General features: G+C 51.9%; 12 protein-coding genes. 8 read left to right on the top strand and 4 right to left on the bottom strand.

The window, feature by feature from the left end:
* Window positions 1-8: 8 nt before the first annotated feature.
* Both BM123_RS00510 and gldA read right to left on the bottom strand, forming a co-directional pair.
* The gene (locus BM123_RS00510; protein ID WP_090164850.1) at window positions 9-668 is read right to left on the bottom strand and encodes a hypothetical protein; all 660 of its coding nucleotides are present in this window, start codon (window positions 666-668) and stop codon (window positions 9-11) included.
* 53 nt (window positions 669-721) lie between these two features.
* The gene (gldA, locus tag BM123_RS00505) at window positions 722-1,657 is read right to left on the bottom strand and encodes a gliding motility-associated ABC transporter ATP-binding subunit GldA (protein WP_090164849.1); all 936 of its coding nucleotides are present in this window, start codon (window positions 1,655-1,657) and stop codon (window positions 722-724) included.
* A gap of 457 nt (window positions 1,658-2,114) precedes the next feature.
* Here gldA and pgi point away from each other — a divergent pair, with 457 nt between their 5' ends.
* Window positions 2,115-3,764, top strand: a complete 1,650-nt coding sequence (gene pgi / locus BM123_RS00500) for a glucose-6-phosphate isomerase (RefSeq protein ID WP_090164848.1) — start codon at window positions 2,115-2,117, stop codon at window positions 3,762-3,764.
* A gap of 96 nt (window positions 3,765-3,860) precedes the next feature.
* On the opposite strand, the gene BM123_RS00495 is transcribed toward pgi, so the two are convergent.
* Window positions 3,861-4,925, bottom strand: coding sequence for a fasciclin domain-containing protein (locus BM123_RS00495; protein ID WP_090164847.1), 1,065 nt, complete (start codon window positions 4,923-4,925; stop codon window positions 3,861-3,863).
* A gap of 191 nt (window positions 4,926-5,116) precedes the next feature.
* On the opposite strand from BM123_RS00495, the gene BM123_RS00490 reads away from it, so the two are divergent.
* From BM123_RS00490 to BM123_RS00475, 4 genes are all read left to right on the top strand, one after another.
* Window positions 5,117-7,537 (top strand): zinc-dependent metalloprotease, encoded by a 2,421-nt coding sequence (locus BM123_RS00490; protein ID WP_090164846.1) that lies wholly within the window; start codon window positions 5,117-5,119, stop codon window positions 7,535-7,537.
* A gap of 82 nt (window positions 7,538-7,619) precedes the next feature.
* Window positions 7,620-8,423 carry a hypothetical protein gene (locus BM123_RS00485; RefSeq protein WP_090164845.1) on the top strand — a complete coding sequence of 268 codons (804 nt, stop codon included), beginning with the start codon at window positions 7,620-7,622 and terminating at the stop codon, window positions 8,421-8,423.
* Between the two features lie 105 nt (window positions 8,424-8,528).
* Window positions 8,529-10,358 carry an arylsulfatase gene (locus BM123_RS00480; protein ID WP_090164844.1) on the top strand — a complete coding sequence of 610 codons (1,830 nt, stop codon included), beginning with the start codon at window positions 8,529-8,531 and terminating at the stop codon, window positions 10,356-10,358.
* Window positions 10,358-11,128, top strand: a complete 771-nt coding sequence (locus BM123_RS00475; protein ID WP_090164843.1) for an SGNH/GDSL hydrolase family protein — start codon at window positions 10,358-10,360, stop codon at window positions 11,126-11,128. The genes BM123_RS00480 and BM123_RS00475 overlap by 1 nt, the downstream gene beginning before the upstream one ends.
* Before the next feature lie 780 nt (window positions 11,129-11,908).
* On the opposite strand, the gene BM123_RS00470 is transcribed toward BM123_RS00475, so the two are convergent.
* Window positions 11,909-12,751 carry a carboxypeptidase-like regulatory domain-containing protein gene (locus tag BM123_RS00470; RefSeq protein ID WP_090164842.1) on the bottom strand — a complete coding sequence of 281 codons (843 nt, stop codon included), beginning with the start codon at window positions 12,749-12,751 and terminating at the stop codon, window positions 11,909-11,911.
* A 115-nt stretch (window positions 12,752-12,866) separates the two neighbouring features.
* Between BM123_RS00470 and BM123_RS00465 the strand changes: the two genes are divergently transcribed.
* The 3 genes from BM123_RS00465 (at window position 12,867) to BM123_RS00455 (ending at window position 16,001) form a co-directional block, all read left to right on the top strand.
* Window positions 12,867-14,027: a mandelate racemase/muconate lactonizing enzyme family protein gene (locus tag BM123_RS00465; protein WP_090164841.1), complete on the top strand. Its 1,161-nt coding sequence runs from the start codon at window positions 12,867-12,869 to the stop codon at window positions 14,025-14,027.
* A 531-nt stretch (window positions 14,028-14,558) separates the two neighbouring features.
* A complete protein-coding gene (locus BM123_RS00460; protein WP_090164840.1) occupies window positions 14,559-15,044 on the top strand; it encodes a VOC family protein in 486 nt (161 codons plus the stop codon).
* A gap of 6 nt (window positions 15,045-15,050) precedes the next feature.
* The gene (locus tag BM123_RS00455; RefSeq protein WP_090164839.1) at window positions 15,051-16,001 is read left to right on the top strand and encodes an NAD(P)-dependent oxidoreductase; all 951 of its coding nucleotides are present in this window, start codon (window positions 15,051-15,053) and stop codon (window positions 15,999-16,001) included.
* Window positions 16,002-16,116 lie beyond the last annotated feature (115 nt).

Here is a 16,116-nt window from a genome sequence, read left to right as displayed (position 1 = left end):
ATAAGGATTTACCGAAGGGGCAAATTTAGGAAATGGCGATCATCATAGAGTCGTACCGCTCGTAAAAGCAAAGACTCTTCTGTTTTTTCTTGTTTCATCAGAGCCTCGGTGAGGTCTTTATCATCAGCACAAAGCTTCAGGATATTCTCTTGGGTGAAAGGCAGGCGGGCGCCGGAGCGCAGGTGCAGTATTCGATGGAGGCGCAGGGTTTTCTCGCGTTCTACCCATGCCTGACGAAAGGGTTGGCCGTTAGCCGGGTTGTAAGCTTTCATCAATTGACGGGTCTGTATCGTAGTGTCGTACTGCAACGTGCTCAGTAAGCCATGAACCCTTAGCCCGGTGAACTCATGAAATTGCCGCTTTTGGTCATGACGAACGAAGAAGTAGGGCTTGCCGTCAAGGCTGATGGCGTAGGGAATAATGCCCTGGTTGATCCGTACATCCTTGTAGCCATAATTCGCAATCTGAACTTTAAAGTCCTCGGGAAGCTGCACCATTTCCCCGTCGATGGCCTCCCAGCCCAGGTCCGGTTGATTCGCCAGCAGCGAGGCGTGGCTGAAATAGATACCCTCTGCGAAGCGGAAATTGGCGTCAAAGCGGGCGGAGTCAGCCTGAGCCGACAGCAAGGCACCCGAAAGAAAGAAGAAAAGGAGTAAGAGTCGTACCATATTGGGGGGGGAGAGCGAAGGGTAAGTTGATTAAGCGGAAAGCAACTCGTACGTCAGACGGTAGCCTTACTGCCGGCGTTCGAATTGGTGAGCGCTCTGAAGACTTCTTCCACGCTAAGGTCTTCCGCTTGCATACCCAGCAAAACGAGCTCGTTTTGAACGGCAAAGCGGAAAACTTCAGCACGTGGGTCAGCCTTGGCGTCCAGATAAAGACGATAACTGAACCCTTCGGGGTTGGTTTCTACCCGGGCAACACCGGGAATAGACCGTAATTTTTGGGGATCGGCTAACTTATCAAAGGCCACCAGTAAGGAGCGGTCACCACTCAAACGACGTTTCAGCTTTTCGATGGGGTCATCTGCTACGAGTTTACCCCGGTCAATTATAATCACCCGGTCACAAAGAGCCTGGACTTCCTGCATAATGTGCGTACTGAAAATCACCGTTTTCTCCTGACCCAGTTTTTTGATCAATGAGCGGATCTCCGCCAATTGATTAGGGTCAAGCCCACTGGTGGGCTCATCGAGAATCAGCACTTTAGGATCGTGCAGCATCGCCTGCGCCAGGCCAACCCGCTGGCGGTATCCCTTGGATAGTGCGCCGATCCGTTTATGACTCTCCCGGCCCAGCCCCGTTACCTCAATGAGTTCCTTTATCCGGGATTTGGCATTCTCCACCCGGTTGGCCCCGGCAGCAAAGGCGAGATACTCCCGTAAGTACATGTCCTTGTACAAAGGATTATGTTCGGGGAGATAGCCTACGAGCTTTCTTACCGCCAGACTATCCGTCGTCACGTCATGTCCGCAAACGGTGGCACTTCCGGAGGTCTGGCTTAAGTAACAGGTCAGAATTTTCATAGTGGTGGTCTTCCCGGCGCCATTTGGCCCCAGAAAACCAAGGATTCCTCCAGGATTCGCTTTAAAGGATATCTCGTCCAGAGCCCGTTGCTCTCCGTAAAGTTTGGTTAGCTTATTTACACTTACTGACAAAGTCTCGAAGTTGAGGTTAATTCGATAGTAGTAGAACAGAGAGGAACCATGATTATTTCACAAAAAGTAAACTTCCTTCTGAGGTCAGTGAGCAAAGATAAAAAGGGAGGAGCTAGTCGCAGTGCTCCTCCTCAAATACGCTGGATAAAAAACGATTTACAATAGGACAGCTAATCATTAACGCCAGACACCGGGGTGCCTGAGGGTAATGTACAAGTGCAAACTTATATCAAAGGAAAGGGAACAAATCTTAAAGTTTCGCTCGTCATGGAATATGTGCGATTAATCACCAATATAAGACGGAAATATTTATCAAAAATGAATTTGTTTTTCTATTTCTTTCACTTTAAGGTAGGTACAGTACGCCTAATTCATGATTGCTAACCATATTTGTGCTCCTGCCGCAAACCAGATATCATCGGACTTTATACCCACACATTCAAGAATATCAACCACTATGCTTCCTCAAATCGACCCCACCTCTACGCTTGCCTGGAAGGAACTCGAAATGCACGCCCACGAAATGGAGGGGCGGCACATGAAAGATCTGTTCGCTCAGGACCCCAAAAGATTTGAAAATCTCAGTCAGACTTACGAAGACATTTTACTGGACTACTCCAAAAACATTCTTACGCAATCTACGCTGGATTTACTTTTCCGGTTGGCGGAAGAATGCGGCGTTAAGGAGGCGACTGAAAAGATGTTTGCCGGTGAAATCATTAATGGTACGGAGAACCGGGCGGTCCTTCACGTAGCGCTGCGCAATCGTGGTGACGGCAGCATCCTGGTGGATGGCGAAGATGTGATGCCCGAAGTTCGCCAGACCCTGGATCGGATGAAAGCTTTTTGTGAGCGGGTTCATTCCGGAAAACACCTGGGCTATACGGGCAAGCCGCTGACGCAGGTTGTCAATATTGGCATTGGAGGTTCTGACCTTGGCCCCGTCATGGTAACGGAGGCACTGAAGCCCTACTGGATTGAGGGCCGTGAGGTATACTTCGTTAGTAATATTGACGGGACTCATTTAGCGGAAGTCCTAAAAAAGGTAGACCCTGAAACAACGCTCTTTCTCGTCGCCTCAAAAACCTTTACTACTCAGGAAACCATGACCAACGCCCGTAGTGCCAGACAGTGGTTCTATGAGCAGGGAGGAAGCGAAGCGGACGTAGCCAGGCACTTTGCGGCACTGAGTACGAACGCCGACGGAGTTATGGAATTTGGCATTGACCGGGAGAACATCTTCGGTTTCTGGGACTGGGTAGGTGGTCGCTACAGTCTGTCAAGTGCCATCGGGATGAGCATCGCGCTTACCGTAGGCTTTGATAATTTTGCGGGCTTGCTGGACGGGATGTACAACATGGATGAGCACTTCCACCGGACAGCCCCGGAAGATAACCTGCCGGTAAAGCTGGCTTTGATCGGCATCTGGTACACTAATTTCTTTGGCGCGGAAACGGAAGCTATCCTTCCTTACGATCAATACCTCCATCGATTTCCCGCTTATTTCCAGCAAGGAAATATGGAAAGCAACGGTAAGAGCGTAGACCGTAACGGCAATCCGGTAGACTACGAAACCGGCCCCATCATCTGGGGCGAGCCCGGCACCAACGGCCAGCATGCTTTCTACCAACTCATCCATCAGGGAACGCGTCTCATCCCCTGTGATTTTATCGCTCCGGCAGTTTCTCATAACCCTTTGGGAGACCACCATGCAATCCTGTTGAGCAACTTTTTTGCCCAAACGGAAGCCCTGATGAACGGTAAGACCGCTACTCAGGTGTCAGCAGAATTAAAAAAGGAGGGCAAAACAGAGGATGAAATCGCGAAGCTGATACCCTTTAAGGTTTTTGATGGTAACCGGCCTACCAACTCCATTCTGGTGAAGAAAATAACGCCTTACGTTCTTGGGCAACTCATTGCTCTGTACGAGCATAAAATTTTCGTTCAGGGTATTATCTGGAACATTTACAGCTTTGATCAGTGGGGAGTGGAGCTAGGTAAACAGCTGGCCAAAGCTATCCTTCCGGAATTGGGCGACGGTGCGCAGGTGCAAAGTCATGATAGCAGCACGAATGGTCTGATTAATGCCTATAAAGAATGGCGCTAAAGAAAAAAGGTGGCCACTCACCAGAACTTCAGCAATGAATTGCTAAAGCTGATGAGTGGCCACCCATTATGAACGCCTTGTCAGCGGAAGGCAGATTTACTTCGGCATTAAAACGCTATCAATAGCGTGGATGATGCCGTTGTCAGCATCTACGTCAGTCATGATAACGGTAGAAGTATTTCCGTTGCCATCCGTGATCTTTACTTTGCCATCTTTAATGCTGGCCACCAGGGTTTGATTGGCTACCGTATTAAAGAGGTAATAGCCATTGCTCTTCTCAATTGCTGCCATGAGTTGAGTGGCCGTAATTCGTGCAGGCACTACGTGGTAAGCAAGAATTCCCTGCAGCTTTTCCTTGTTTTCGGGCTTGACGAGCGTGCCAACGGTGCCTTCGGGCAGCTTGTCAAAGGCCGCATCGGTGGGAGCAAAGACGGTATATTCTCCGGGGGAATCAAACATGTCCACAAATCCAGCAGCACCAAGTGCCGTTACCAGTGTTTCGAAGTTGTCATTACCAGAGGCAACTTTTGCAATACTGTTGTCCAGATTCTGGCTTCGGTTGGTCGGCTTTTTGACTCTGCTTTCGGTCATGGCCGTTCCTTTTTCCTTAAGCAAGGCTGCGGGGTTTACATCCGCTGGCAGGAGAACGCGGTCAATCACGTGAATAACTCCGTTGGAGCCCGTAATGTCCGTTGCCGTCACGGTGGTCACCGCACCCTGACCATCTTTGATCTTCACGGCATCGTCCATTGTCATCACGTTAAAGTTCGAGCCGGCGACTGTTGCGGCAGACAGGTTTCCGCCAGAGGTTGTAATGCCTTCCACTACATCTCCTGCCATGAGTTTGCCTGAGACAACGTGGTAAGTAAGGATTTTCTGCAGCGTTGCCTTATTCTCGGGCTTCAGCAATGCGGCTACCAGGCCTTCTGGCAGGTCCGCAAATGCATCATTGGTCGGGGCGAACACGGTAAACGGTCCTTCTCCGCTTAGGGTCGTAGCCAGGTCAGCAGCTTTTACGGCTGCTACCAGTGTGCTGAAGTCACCGTTTGCAGCTGCAATTTCGACGATGTTTTTGTCGCTCATGTCCTGAGCCTGGGCGTAGCTGGGCACTACGAGTGAGAAGCTTGCAAGTGCAAGCAAGGTTAAAAAGAAGCTTTTCATGGTTTGGGTTTTTAAAAATTACTAATGCTACTCCTCCAAACGTAGCCTGCCGAATTGTGTTCATGAAATATATGCAAACAGATTGGGCGGGGAATTAACAAAGGAGGCTTTACGCCGTTATACACACGCGCGCGGGATTTTCTTTTAATAATCTTTCGAACGCCGCCCATTTTTTAAAACAACCCAACCCAATGAGAACTGCCTGTCTGTTTTTTCTGCTGTTTACTTGTTCTTTATGGAGCTTTGGCCAGGAGCCCGCCAAGCCAACTACCGAAAAAGAGAAAAGCGAGGAAAAGAAAAAGTCCCCCTTTAAACCTTATGATGAACTGATTACGCCCGAAGCCGTATCCACCGACGGGCTTTTCAAAACCCATCGGGTAGGGGAGAAGTACTACTTTGAAATCCCCTTTGAAACATTGGAGCGGGATATGTTACTGGTGAGTCGGATCGCTAAAATCCCTTCCGGATTAGGAGGAGGTTACGTCAACGCAGGTTCTAAAACGAACGAGCAGCTGGTGCGCTTTGCCCGGGTCAACGATCGGATTCATCTTACCTCGGAATCGTACAACAGCGTTGCTGCGGATAGCCTTCCGATCTATATCTCCGTCAAGAACAATAACTACGCGCCACTTCTGATGGCCTTTAAAATTGAAGCTTTTAATCCGGACTCTACGGCAGCAGTGGTGGAGGTGAACGACTTTTTCCTCTCCGACGTACCGGCAATAAGCGGTCTGTCAACCAGAATCAGAACGACCTACAAGGTTAAAAACCTGGATAAAAAGCGCACCTTCATCAGTCGGATGGCCAGTTATCCGGAAAACATTGAAGTTCGGCATGACATGACTTTCAATGCAGGGCAGCCACCGAGCAATTCCCGGACAGGAACTCTAAGCTTACAGATGGCACAGTCATTTTACCTATTGCCAGAGAAGCCTATGCAGCCAAGAATGTATGACCCTCGTGTGGGTTGGTTTACCGTTAGCCAGGTAGACTACGGCAGTGATAAGCTAAAGTCAGATGAAAAGACCTTCATTCGTCGCTGGCAACTGGTGCCAAAGGATAAGGCTGCCTATGCGCGTGGTGAACTGGTGGAGCCCGTAAAGCCCATCGTCTACTACATTGATCCCGCAACCCCGGAGAAGTTCGTGCCCTACTTCATTCAGGGAGTAGAAGACTGGCAGGAAGCCTTTGAGGCTGCAGGATTCAAAAACGCTATTATTGCAAAACGGGCTCCCAGCCCGGAGGAAGACCCCGACTGGAGCCCGGAAGATGCCCGCTACAGCACCGTCCGTTACGTAGCAAGTACCACCCGAAATGCGGTAGGGCCCAGCGTTAGTGACCCAAGGTCAGGGGAAATCATCGAGAGTGATATTATCTGGTACCACAACCATCTGCGGAGCTACCGTAACCGCTATTTGCTGGAAACGGGCGCCGCAAACCCCAAAGCAAGAACCCTGGATACCCCCGAAGAGGAAATCGGGGAAATGATGCGCCGGGTTATCTCGCATGAGATCGGGCACGCACTCGGTTTGCCCCACAACATGAAGGCCAGCTACGCTTACCCGGTGGATTCGCTGCGTTCAGCCACTTTTACCAATAAATGGGGATTGGCAACCACCATCATGGATTATACCCGCTACAACTACGTTGCGCAGCCAGGGGATGAAGGTGTTCGCTGGGTCCGTATGCTCGGCCCCTACGATATTTATGCCATCAACTGGGGGTACCGCTATATCCCCGGGGCAAGCTCGGCGGCTGCGGAGAAGGCAACCCTGGATAAGTGGATTGCAGACAAAAAAGGCGACCCGTTTTATCTGTTTGGCGCCCGTAACAGTTTTGACCCCAGTTCTCAAACGGAGTCAGTGGGAGATGACCCGGTTAAGGCAAGTTCCTACGCACTGGCCAACCTCAAGCGAGTGGCTCCAAAACTTGCGGAATGGACCGCTACTCCCGGAGAAGGCTATGCTGATCTGGAAGAACTCTACGGCGAATTACTGGGCGTTTGGTCCCGTTTTGCCGGTCACGTAGTAACTAACGTTGGCGGTGTCTATGAACAGCGTAGAATCACCGATGAGCCAGGCTTCGTGTATACCCCCACGACTAAAGAAGTCCAAAAGGAGTCGATGGACTTTCTCAACAATCACGTCTTCAGCACCCCAAAATGGTTATTGCCGGATAATATTGTTAGAAACATTAGCCCCGACGGTACGCTCAGCCGGATCCGTGGGATGCAGGAACGCCAACTAAATAACCTGCTCCGGTACAGCCGGCTTCAGCGCATGATAGACAATGGAGCGATGGAACCGGAGACAGCCTATTTGTTAACGGACATGCTGGCTGACCTCAGAATGGGGCTTTGGTCAGAAATACCGGGAAACAAAGAGGTAGACGCCTTCCGCCGTAACCTGCAACGGGCACATGTACAGCGACTGGCGGACATTATGGAAGAAGACGCTAAGAAGCGGACAGACGTCAGCGCGGCCGCCAGGGCTGAACTGGAAAAGATCAGGCAAATGGCTAAGGTGGCCTCCCCGGCTTACAAGCGTGGTATCGTGCGCTATCATCTCAGAGACATTGTGGCTCTTGTGGATGAACTGCTTGATCGTGAGTAATACCTGAAGGTTTGAAGGATTAATCAGCCGTACTTTTCCGGCAGGCTTTGCCGGATTCCATCTCAGGTCCTAACTTGCCACTATGCCCAACCCCTACGACGACATACTGAGCAACGATGAGCCGGAAAAAACACCGCAGCGGGAGGAAACACCTCCTCCCGCTGCGGCTACGCCGCAGTACGAACCCGTTGACCTGAACGATCCTCGCTTTCAGGATGACGGCCCGGAAGCCCTGGACGAAGTGCTGGGTTCCGTCGCTGCCTTCAATGAAAAAGCCCTCACTTTTTCAAGATTACTAAGCGAACTTCGGGTGGTTGATCATGAAGTGAAAGGGAAGCTCACCCGCCTTTTTCTTGAAGTGGATGATCCTCACCAAAGAGGGACTCTCTCCGGAGAGAAGCAGTATCACGAACTGCAATTAACCAAATTCAGAACCATTATTCAGCCGATGCGCGAGCTGGCAGATCTCCACCTGGCAACGGTAAAGCAGTTCAACCGGGACATCGATGAGCACTACTATTCCGTAGAGAAAACCGATCAGGTAATTGCTGCCGAAAAAAAGCGTGCCGTGGATGGAATTAACCTGCAGCGGAAGATTTTGGCCGAGGCCACCAACAGTCTGCAGATCCTGAAAAAGGGTCTGGAAGACACCGAACGCCGGATTCGTGGGTACGTAAATGTGGGCGGAAAGAATAATATCAGTGATGCAGAGCTTCAGCTGCTGATTCGCCAACGGGAGGAGGCCACCAGCGGGCGACAGCATGGCTTTGACTACGTTTTCTTTGACGTTAACCTGCTGGATAAAACCGCCATATCTTTAGGCATATACCTGAAGGAGACCAGCGCTCAGTACATGAAAAAATTGGGGGAGGCCATGAGGGGATGATCCCGTCAGAGAGTCGCTGCCAGTAATGGTTCAAACTTTGCTTCTCACAACATTCTTTGCACCTGCGTCAGCGCCGCTTATTTTTCCGGACGCTATATTTCGGGCATGAGATCAATCCCCGCTTTATTACTGGCACTTTGTCTGGCTGCCTGCTCGACTCCTCCTTCTTCTTCTTCTTCTTCTTCTTCTTCTGACAAAGCCTCAGATCAACCGATGAATATCGTCTTGATCATGACGGACGATCAGGGCTACGGAGATATCGCAGCTCACGGAAACCCCTGGCTCAACACACCAGAGATGGATGCGCTGCATGACGAAAGCGTACGCTTCACTAATTTTCATGTGGCCACCACTTGTGCGCCTACCCGGGCGGGTTTGATGTCGGGCGTCAACTGCAACCGGGCCGGTGCCTGGCACACCATTGGCGGCCGTTCCCTGCTGGCCAGCCGGTTCACCACCCTGGCTTCAGAGTTGCAATCCGCTGGCTATGCGACCGGCATTTTTGGCAAATGGCACCTGGGGGACAATTATCCCTTTCGGCCGCAGGACCGGGGCTTTGACGAAGTGCTCATCCACGGTGGCGGTGGTGTCGGGCAAACCCCTGACGCCTGGGGGAACGACTACTTTGACGATACCTACTTCCATAACGGAGTGCCCAAAAAATACGAAGGTTACTGCACCGATGTGTGGTTTGAAGAAGCCGGTGATTTCATGAAGGAAAAAGTAGAAAAAGGGGAGCCCTTTTTCACCTATATCGTAACTAATACCCCACACGGGCCCTATCACATTGCCGATAAATACGTTGATCCCTACCGTGATAATACGGAGATACCCAACCCCCGGTTTTGTGGTATGATTGCCAACGTGGACGATAATATCGGGCGACTGCGGGCTCAACTCCGTGATTTAGACATCGAAGACAATACCCTGATCGTGTTCATGACCGACAATGGCACCTCTTCCGGAGCAAACCTCGGAAAGGACCGGCACGTCACTAAAGGCTACAACGCCGGTATGCGCGGCCGAAAAGTGGATGAATATGAAGGCGGACACCGGGTGCCTTTATTTCTGCGTTTCCCTAAAGGCGGGCCATCGCCCGTCGCTCACGATGAGCTGACGACCTACACCGATATTTTGCCCACACTGTTGGATATAGTGGGTCACCCGCTGGAAGTAGATTATCCGTTAGACGGGCAGAGCCTGCTGCCTCTCATTCAAAACGGGGAGCAGCCGGAACTTAATGATCGCATCGTCGTAGTAGACACTCAACGTGAGGAACTTCTGGAAAAAGGAAAGCGAAGCTGCGTGATGATGCAGGACTGGCGACTGATTAACGGTAAAGAATTGTATAAGCTGAAGGATGATCCGGGGCAGCGGGAAAACCTGATCAGTACGCAGCCTGAACTGGCGGGGAAACTGAACGAAGCCTATGAAGACTGGTGGCGTCAGGTGGCCATTGACAGCGCAATGATGAGTCGAATAATCGTGGGGCACCCGGCCGAAAATCCGGCGCTGATTACGGCACACGACTGGCATACGGAAACGGGCTCCCCCTGGAACCAAAACCTCGTGCGGGCCGGGCAGGTCCACAACGGCTACTGGGCCATTGACGTAGCGGAAGCGGGCGAATACCTCATTAATCTGTACCGGTGGCCGCCCGGAGTGGCGCGCCAGTTTGCGGCAACGGTGCCTTCAATGCCGGCCGTTCCGGGCGGAGATGGGTATAAAGAGGGCGTAACGATTAACCCTCAAAATGCCGTGCTTAAGGTTGGAGAGAAAGTCTTAAAATTGGAAGTAGCTCCCGGAGCGGAGGCCATTTCGAAGGTGGTTTACCTGCTGAAAGGCCCGCAGGACTTACAAACCTGGATCACGGATGAACAAGGGGTGACCCGGGGCGCTTATTATGTTTCTCTGGAACTACTAAATTCGAAATAATGTACATACGATACCTGTTGGGGCTTATGGCGGCGATTCCTACGCTTCCCATCATGTATTGGCACGGGCAGAAAATTCTGGCATCTGTTCCTAAACTACCGGATGCAACCGGGCCGCAGGGAGTAACGGGGGAGGGGAAGCCCTTTCGGCTACTGGCCATCGGGGAAAGTACTTTTGCGGGCGTTGGGGTGGAAACACAAGAGGAAGGTTTTACGGCGGCGCTGGCGCAGGTGCTGGCCGAAGAACTAAAGAGCAGCGTGCGTTGGAAAATATATGCCCGCAGCGGCTATACGGCAGCCCGGCTCAATGAAGAGGTCTTGCCCCAAATTACGGAAACAGCGGCCGACCTGATCGTCATTGGAACCGCAGGAAATGATGCTTTTAAGCTGACCCAGCCCTGGAACTTCCGGAAAGACGTAGCTTACATGATTGCCTTCCTGCAGGCGCGTTTTCCGGGTACGCCGATTGCTTTTGCCAACATCCCGCCCATTAAAGAATTTCCTGCTTTTACGCCTCTCATAAAATGGACGATCGGTAATCTGGTGGAGTGGCATGGCAAGGAGATTCGTAAGCTGACAAAAAAGTACCCGACGGTCGTTTTTAATGATGAAATCATTCGCCTTAAGCCCTGGGCCAAAGAACTGAACCTGGACGAAGACCCCACGGCCTTCTTCAGCGATGGGGTGCATCCTTCCGGACTGACCTATCAGGTTTGGGGGAAGAACTTTGGGGAGTTTGTGCTGGGGAGCGGGGCTTTGGATTGGGAGTAGGAGGGGCTGCTTCGCAGCGGCTTTTTAACCACAGATTTTGGCCGTTTCGCGACGGGAGATATTTTTTAACCACAGAGGTGCACAGAGGTATTTCACGGAGGTTCACAGAGGGGGACAACGAATCTGTTTCTAATCCTAAGAATCCTGGTTGTTATCCTAGGAATCCAGCTCCCCCGGCCTCATTCTAAAATTCTTTCATTCTAATCTCTTTTGGTGGATTATGTTTTTCTTTCCGCAGTAGAGGAGAGGCTGCTTCGCAGCGGTTATTTTTTAACCACAGATTTACACAGAGGACCACAGATTTTGGTCGCTTCGCGACGGGAGATGTTTTTACCACAGAGGTACAGAGAGGTATTTCACGGAGGTTCACAGAGGGGGACAACGAATCTGTTTCTAATCCTAAGAATCCTGGTTGTTGTCCTAGGAATCCAACTCCCCCTGCCTCATTCTAAAATTCTTTCATTCTAATCCCTTTTGGATGGGGCATGGTTTTCTTTCCAGAGCCGAGGAGAGGCTTCTTCGCAGCGTCTTTTTTAACCACAGATTTACACAGAGGACCACAGATTTTGGTCGCTTCGCGACGGGAGATGTTTTTACCACAGAGGTACAGAGAGGTATTTTACGGAGGTCCACAGAGAGGGATAACAAATCTGTTTCTAATCCTAAAAATCCTGTTTTTCATCCTAGGAATCCAGCTCCCCCGGCCTCATTCTAAAATTCTATCATTCTATCATTCTACCGCGCAGCAGCCACGAAGTGAATCCCTTTTGGTGGGTTACCTCACTTATACCCAACCGTAACGTTCATGCAGGGGCTGGGACTGATGATTCCGGTGTAGGCATCCCACCTGGCCTGACTGGTATAGCGGTATACACAGGTTGGCCCGGTGAAGAGCCGCATAGCGAACAGAAGGCTGCCGTATTCACCGAAATCCTTGATCCATTCCAGGGTGACGGCGAAGTCATCTTCCACAACAATGCCATATTCCTCCAGGTCTACACTGAGTACGCCCTTCTCGATCTTGCTGCTAATGATGATGCTTTCCCGGGGGAGCGGCTTGTCGGGCAGTCCATTCTTTACGGTATAAAAGTTGAGGCGGAAGGTTATTTCATCGTAGGTGTTTTTGACGATGTAAGTGCTGAAGTTAGTGACAACTGCCGGGCGGTACCGCTCTTTTAATTTCACTACGATGCCTCCTTCACGCCCGAGTTTGTCGCCGGCAAAACCGTCATTAAGGTTAGTGGATACAGCCCGGTTTCCGAACCTTTTCGTTTTTGTGAATTTCGGAACGACAACAATCTCATCAAGGTTGTAGGCCTGGGCCTGAAGCCTGAGTGCAGCGTTCTCTTCCAGTTTGGCCTCGAGCTGTTTAACCGTGAAGGATTGACTCTGATAGCCGAGAATAGATACCCGGATTTCAGCATTCTCATCTCGCGCAGAGACGCGTAAGTCGAAAGTGCCATTGTCGTTGGATACCGTACCCGTGTTTTTGCCCACCAGGCCTACATTGACGTAGGGGATGGCTTGCCCGTTCTTCGCGTCAATGATGGTTCCGGTCAGGAAGGTTTGGGCGTATCCCGAAAGCGAAATCAGGAATAAACAGAATAAGGAGAGGTGTTTCATAATTTGTCCGTTGAATTCAGGCAGGGAAGCTATTATTCGTCATAATGACTGAAGTCGCTAGGCGTGGTTGCAGCTCAAATCCGTAAATTCCGCGTTTAACAAAACCTTAGCATCCATGATAATCGCCAAAGTTGAAGCCTACTGGCTTTCCTGCCCCATTCCTAAGGCCAAACAGCACCGGTCGGATTACGGATTGCTTACGGATTTTGATATGACCCTCGTTGTTGTCACTACCGAAGACGGCCGCCAGGGTTTTGGAGAGGGTAAAGCCGCCGTAGGTTCCTCCGGCAGCTGTTCTTCCATTGTTACCTGCGTAGAGAAGGAGCTGGCTCCCATGTTGGTCGGTCGTGACGCCCGCAACATCAACGAACTCTGGGAGCGGATGTATAACGGAACCCGCGATCACTACGCCATCAAACGCGGACGAGTCTTTCCCGTACTCGGTAACCGGGGTATTCACGTCGCCGCCATGAGCGGCGTCGATATGGCTTTGTGGGATCTGTTGGGCAAAGACCTCAACGTGCCCGTCGTGCAGCTGCTGGGCGGAGCCCTTCGCCCACGGATGGAAGCCTACGCCAGTGGCGGTTGGGCGGACGCGGATAATATCGGAGAGCAACTCCTCGGCTACTGCTCCAAAGGTTTTAAGGCGGTGAAAATGCGCGTTGGGGTGATGGATGAGACGGTGGCCAACTCCGTGGCCCGTGTCCGCGCCGCCCGCGAGGCCCTTGGCCCTGAGGTGAAGATTATGGCCGATGCCCATGGTACCTACAGTGTGCCGGAGGCAAAGCAGTTTTGCCGGGGTGTAGAGGATAGCCATCTCTACTGGTTCGAAGAACCCATCTCTCCGGATAACAAAATCGGTACGGCGGAAGTCCGCGCCTCCACCTGTACCCCCATTGCGGCGGGGGAGAGCGAGTTCACCCGCTTCAACGTACGCGAACTCATTGAGCACCGGGCCGTAGACGTCGTCCAGCCCGATTGCGCCATCATTGGCGGGATTACCGAGGCCCGGCGGGTCGCCGGGCTGGCCGAAGCCTACCAGTTGGAGCTGGCCCCGCATTGCTGGGGCTCGGCCTTCAGTTTTATGGCGGGGGTGGCAGTAGCCTTCGCCAGTTCCTCTGCGGCCATCATCGAATTCTCCTCCGGCGGCAACCCGATGATGTATGATCTGGTGAACGAAAAAATAGTGGCGGTAGATGGTCACATCGAAGCACCCACCAGACCGGGCTTGGGGGTGACGCCGGATTGGGATTTTGTGGGGGAGTATGCGCAGTAGGACAATCGCAAGCTCGGGTAACGCGGACGCTCGAAGGTCCTTCCAGGACGCTTCGAGGTCCGCTTTACCTCGCTTAAGGGACCTCAAAGCGTCGCGGAGCGACCTTTGAGCGTCTCGGCGGAGAGCTTGCGATTGCCTTGGTATACGCAGCATGAACCGTGGATAAGTGACTTTGTTGCGCTATATTTTTGTCAATTACGTCAACTCAAGATCGCATGATATTGGCCATTACGCAAGGCTTTTAGAGCTGGAAGGCTTGTGCTTGTTAAGTTTGAGGTGCGTAGGTAGTTGGTAACAACACAATGCGTGAGTGACAGTGTTGTGTTAAATATTAAAAAATACAATGTGTTAGTTGGGTCTGTACACTTTGTGCAAGTTTCACGGTCTCTCTCCTTACCCTGTCAACCCACCGCCCAATAATAGAAATTCTAATTTTCTCGACTCTTTTCAAAGAGCCTCCCTTGCACTTCGCACCCCTCGATAAGCTTGCACCTGCGCCCGCGCCTTCCTATCTTACTCCAAATCTTGATCATGCCCGAAATCAACCACGTCACTCTTATCGTTGATCAGCTGGAAACGGCGGCGAAGTTCTATGAGGAAGAAGTAGGATTAGAAGCCGTCCCTGCCTTCGTTTTTGACTATCCCACGGCCTTTTTCAAATTCCCGAACGGACAACAGCTTCACCTCTCCGAATGGGAGGATGAGCAATCATTTCGTGGCCACTTGTGCATTACGGTGGATAACTTCAACGAAGTCTTTTACCGGATGAAAGAGCTAGGCATCATTGACATCAAGCCCTGGGGTAAGGTCCGGCAGCTGCAGAAAGGCGTCATGCAACTATTCGTGCGGGATCCCTCCGGTAACCTGGTCGAATTCGTTTCCCGCCCCGAAGACGCCGATTCCATCGACCCGGCTATTTTTGAAGATGAACTCTACCAGGAAGGGCTCTATGTTTCCGGCCGCAACGACTTCCGGGGATATAAGGCAGAGAATGCTACCTTATACACCGGTGAATAAGCAACTATGAATATCCTTTTACTCGAAACCATTGCGCCCGAGGCACATGACTTGCTCGAGGCGTCTGCGACCTTGCTGATGGCAGAGACACCAGGCTCCGGCCCGAAGCTGGCTCGTGCTAACGACATTCACGCCATCGTGACCCGGGGTAAAGGTGATGTCTCCGCTGAGCTGATCGATCTTTGTTTTAACCTTCGGGTCATTGCCCGCTGTGGTGTCGGTTTGGACAATGTCGACGTAAAACACGCCACCAAACGTGGCGTCCAGGTGATCAACGCCCCCGGCAGCAATGCCGACACCGTAGCCGAGCATACCCTGAACCTGATGCTGAGCCTGCAACGGCAGACCTTCGCCGCCGCCACCGCCGTAAAGGCGGGTAACTGGGCCTTCCGAACCTCCTTTAGCGGCGATGAGATTCGCGGCAAGACCCTCGGCATCATGGGCTTTGGCAACATTGGTCAGCGGGTGAAAAACCTGGCGCTGGCTTTTGGTATGCAAGTCTTGCACATGGCGCACCCGCAGGTGCCGGCAAAGTTGGACGGCAAGGATGCCCGACAGCTACCCGACCTGCTGGCGGAGTGTGACATCATCTCCGTCCACCTGCCGCTCCGGGCCACCACCCGACAGTTACTTAATGCTGAAGCCCTCGCTCACCTGCGCCCCGGCGCGTCGATCATTAACACCGCCCGCGCTGAGATCATCGACGAAACAGCCCTCCTTTCCGGACTGCAAAGCGGAGCGATCGGCGGCTACGCATCGGACGTTCTCGGCCTTGATGGCGAAGCGCGGGCTGCCTTACTGGCACTGCCCAACGTACTGGTAACTCCCCACGCCGCCAGCCTTACGGCCAATACCTACCGCGAAATTTGCTTAATTTCTGTCCGCAATACCATGGCTGTTCTGAACGGGCAGGCGATTGATCGACATTACTTGTTTAATGGGGCGGCGCTGGGCTAGAAGACCTACCGCTCAAAGAACCTGTGAACCTGTCATTCTCTCATTTCCTCATTCCCTCATTCTCCCATTCTCTCATTCCCTCATTCTCTCATTCTCTCATTCCCTCATTCACTCC

Source organism: Neolewinella agarilytica, from assembly GCF_900110645.1.
Lineage (GTDB): Bacteria > Bacteroidota > Bacteroidia > Chitinophagales > Saprospiraceae > Neolewinella > Neolewinella agarilytica.
This window is presented reverse-complemented; position numbering and strand designations above follow the sequence as displayed.

What these genes read in the sequence shown, in the direction of transcription:
- pgi (WP_090164848.1), top strand. Translation starts at nt 2,115, where the DNA reads ATGCTTCCTCAAATCGACCCCACCTCTACGCTTGCCTGGAAGGAACTC.
- BM123_RS00460 (WP_090164840.1), top strand. Translation starts at nt 14,559, where the DNA reads ATGCCCGAAATCAACCACGTCACTCTTATCGTTGATCAGCTGGAAACG.
- BM123_RS00470 (WP_090164842.1), bottom strand. Translation starts at nt 12,751, where the DNA reads ATGAAACACCTCTCCTTATTCTGTTTATTCCTGATTTCGCTTTCGGGA.
- BM123_RS00485 (WP_090164845.1), top strand. Translation starts at nt 7,620, where the DNA reads ATGCCCAACCCCTACGACGACATACTGAGCAACGATGAGCCGGAAAAA.
- BM123_RS00480 (WP_090164844.1), top strand. Translation starts at nt 8,529, where the DNA reads ATGAGATCAATCCCCGCTTTATTACTGGCACTTTGTCTGGCTGCCTGC.
- BM123_RS00465 (WP_090164841.1), top strand. Translation starts at nt 12,867, where the DNA reads ATGATAATCGCCAAAGTTGAAGCCTACTGGCTTTCCTGCCCCATTCCT.
- BM123_RS00475 (WP_090164843.1), top strand. Translation starts at nt 10,358, where the DNA reads ATGTACATACGATACCTGTTGGGGCTTATGGCGGCGATTCCTACGCTT.
- BM123_RS00495 (WP_090164847.1), bottom strand. Translation starts at nt 4,925, where the DNA reads ATGAAAAGCTTCTTTTTAACCTTGCTTGCACTTGCAAGCTTCTCACTC.
- BM123_RS00510 (WP_090164850.1), bottom strand. Translation starts at nt 668, where the DNA reads ATGGTACGACTCTTACTCCTTTTCTTCTTTCTTTCGGGTGCCTTGCTG.
- BM123_RS00490 (WP_090164846.1), top strand. Translation starts at nt 5,117, where the DNA reads ATGAGAACTGCCTGTCTGTTTTTTCTGCTGTTTACTTGTTCTTTATGG.
- BM123_RS00455 (WP_090164839.1), top strand. Translation starts at nt 15,051, where the DNA reads ATGAATATCCTTTTACTCGAAACCATTGCGCCCGAGGCACATGACTTG.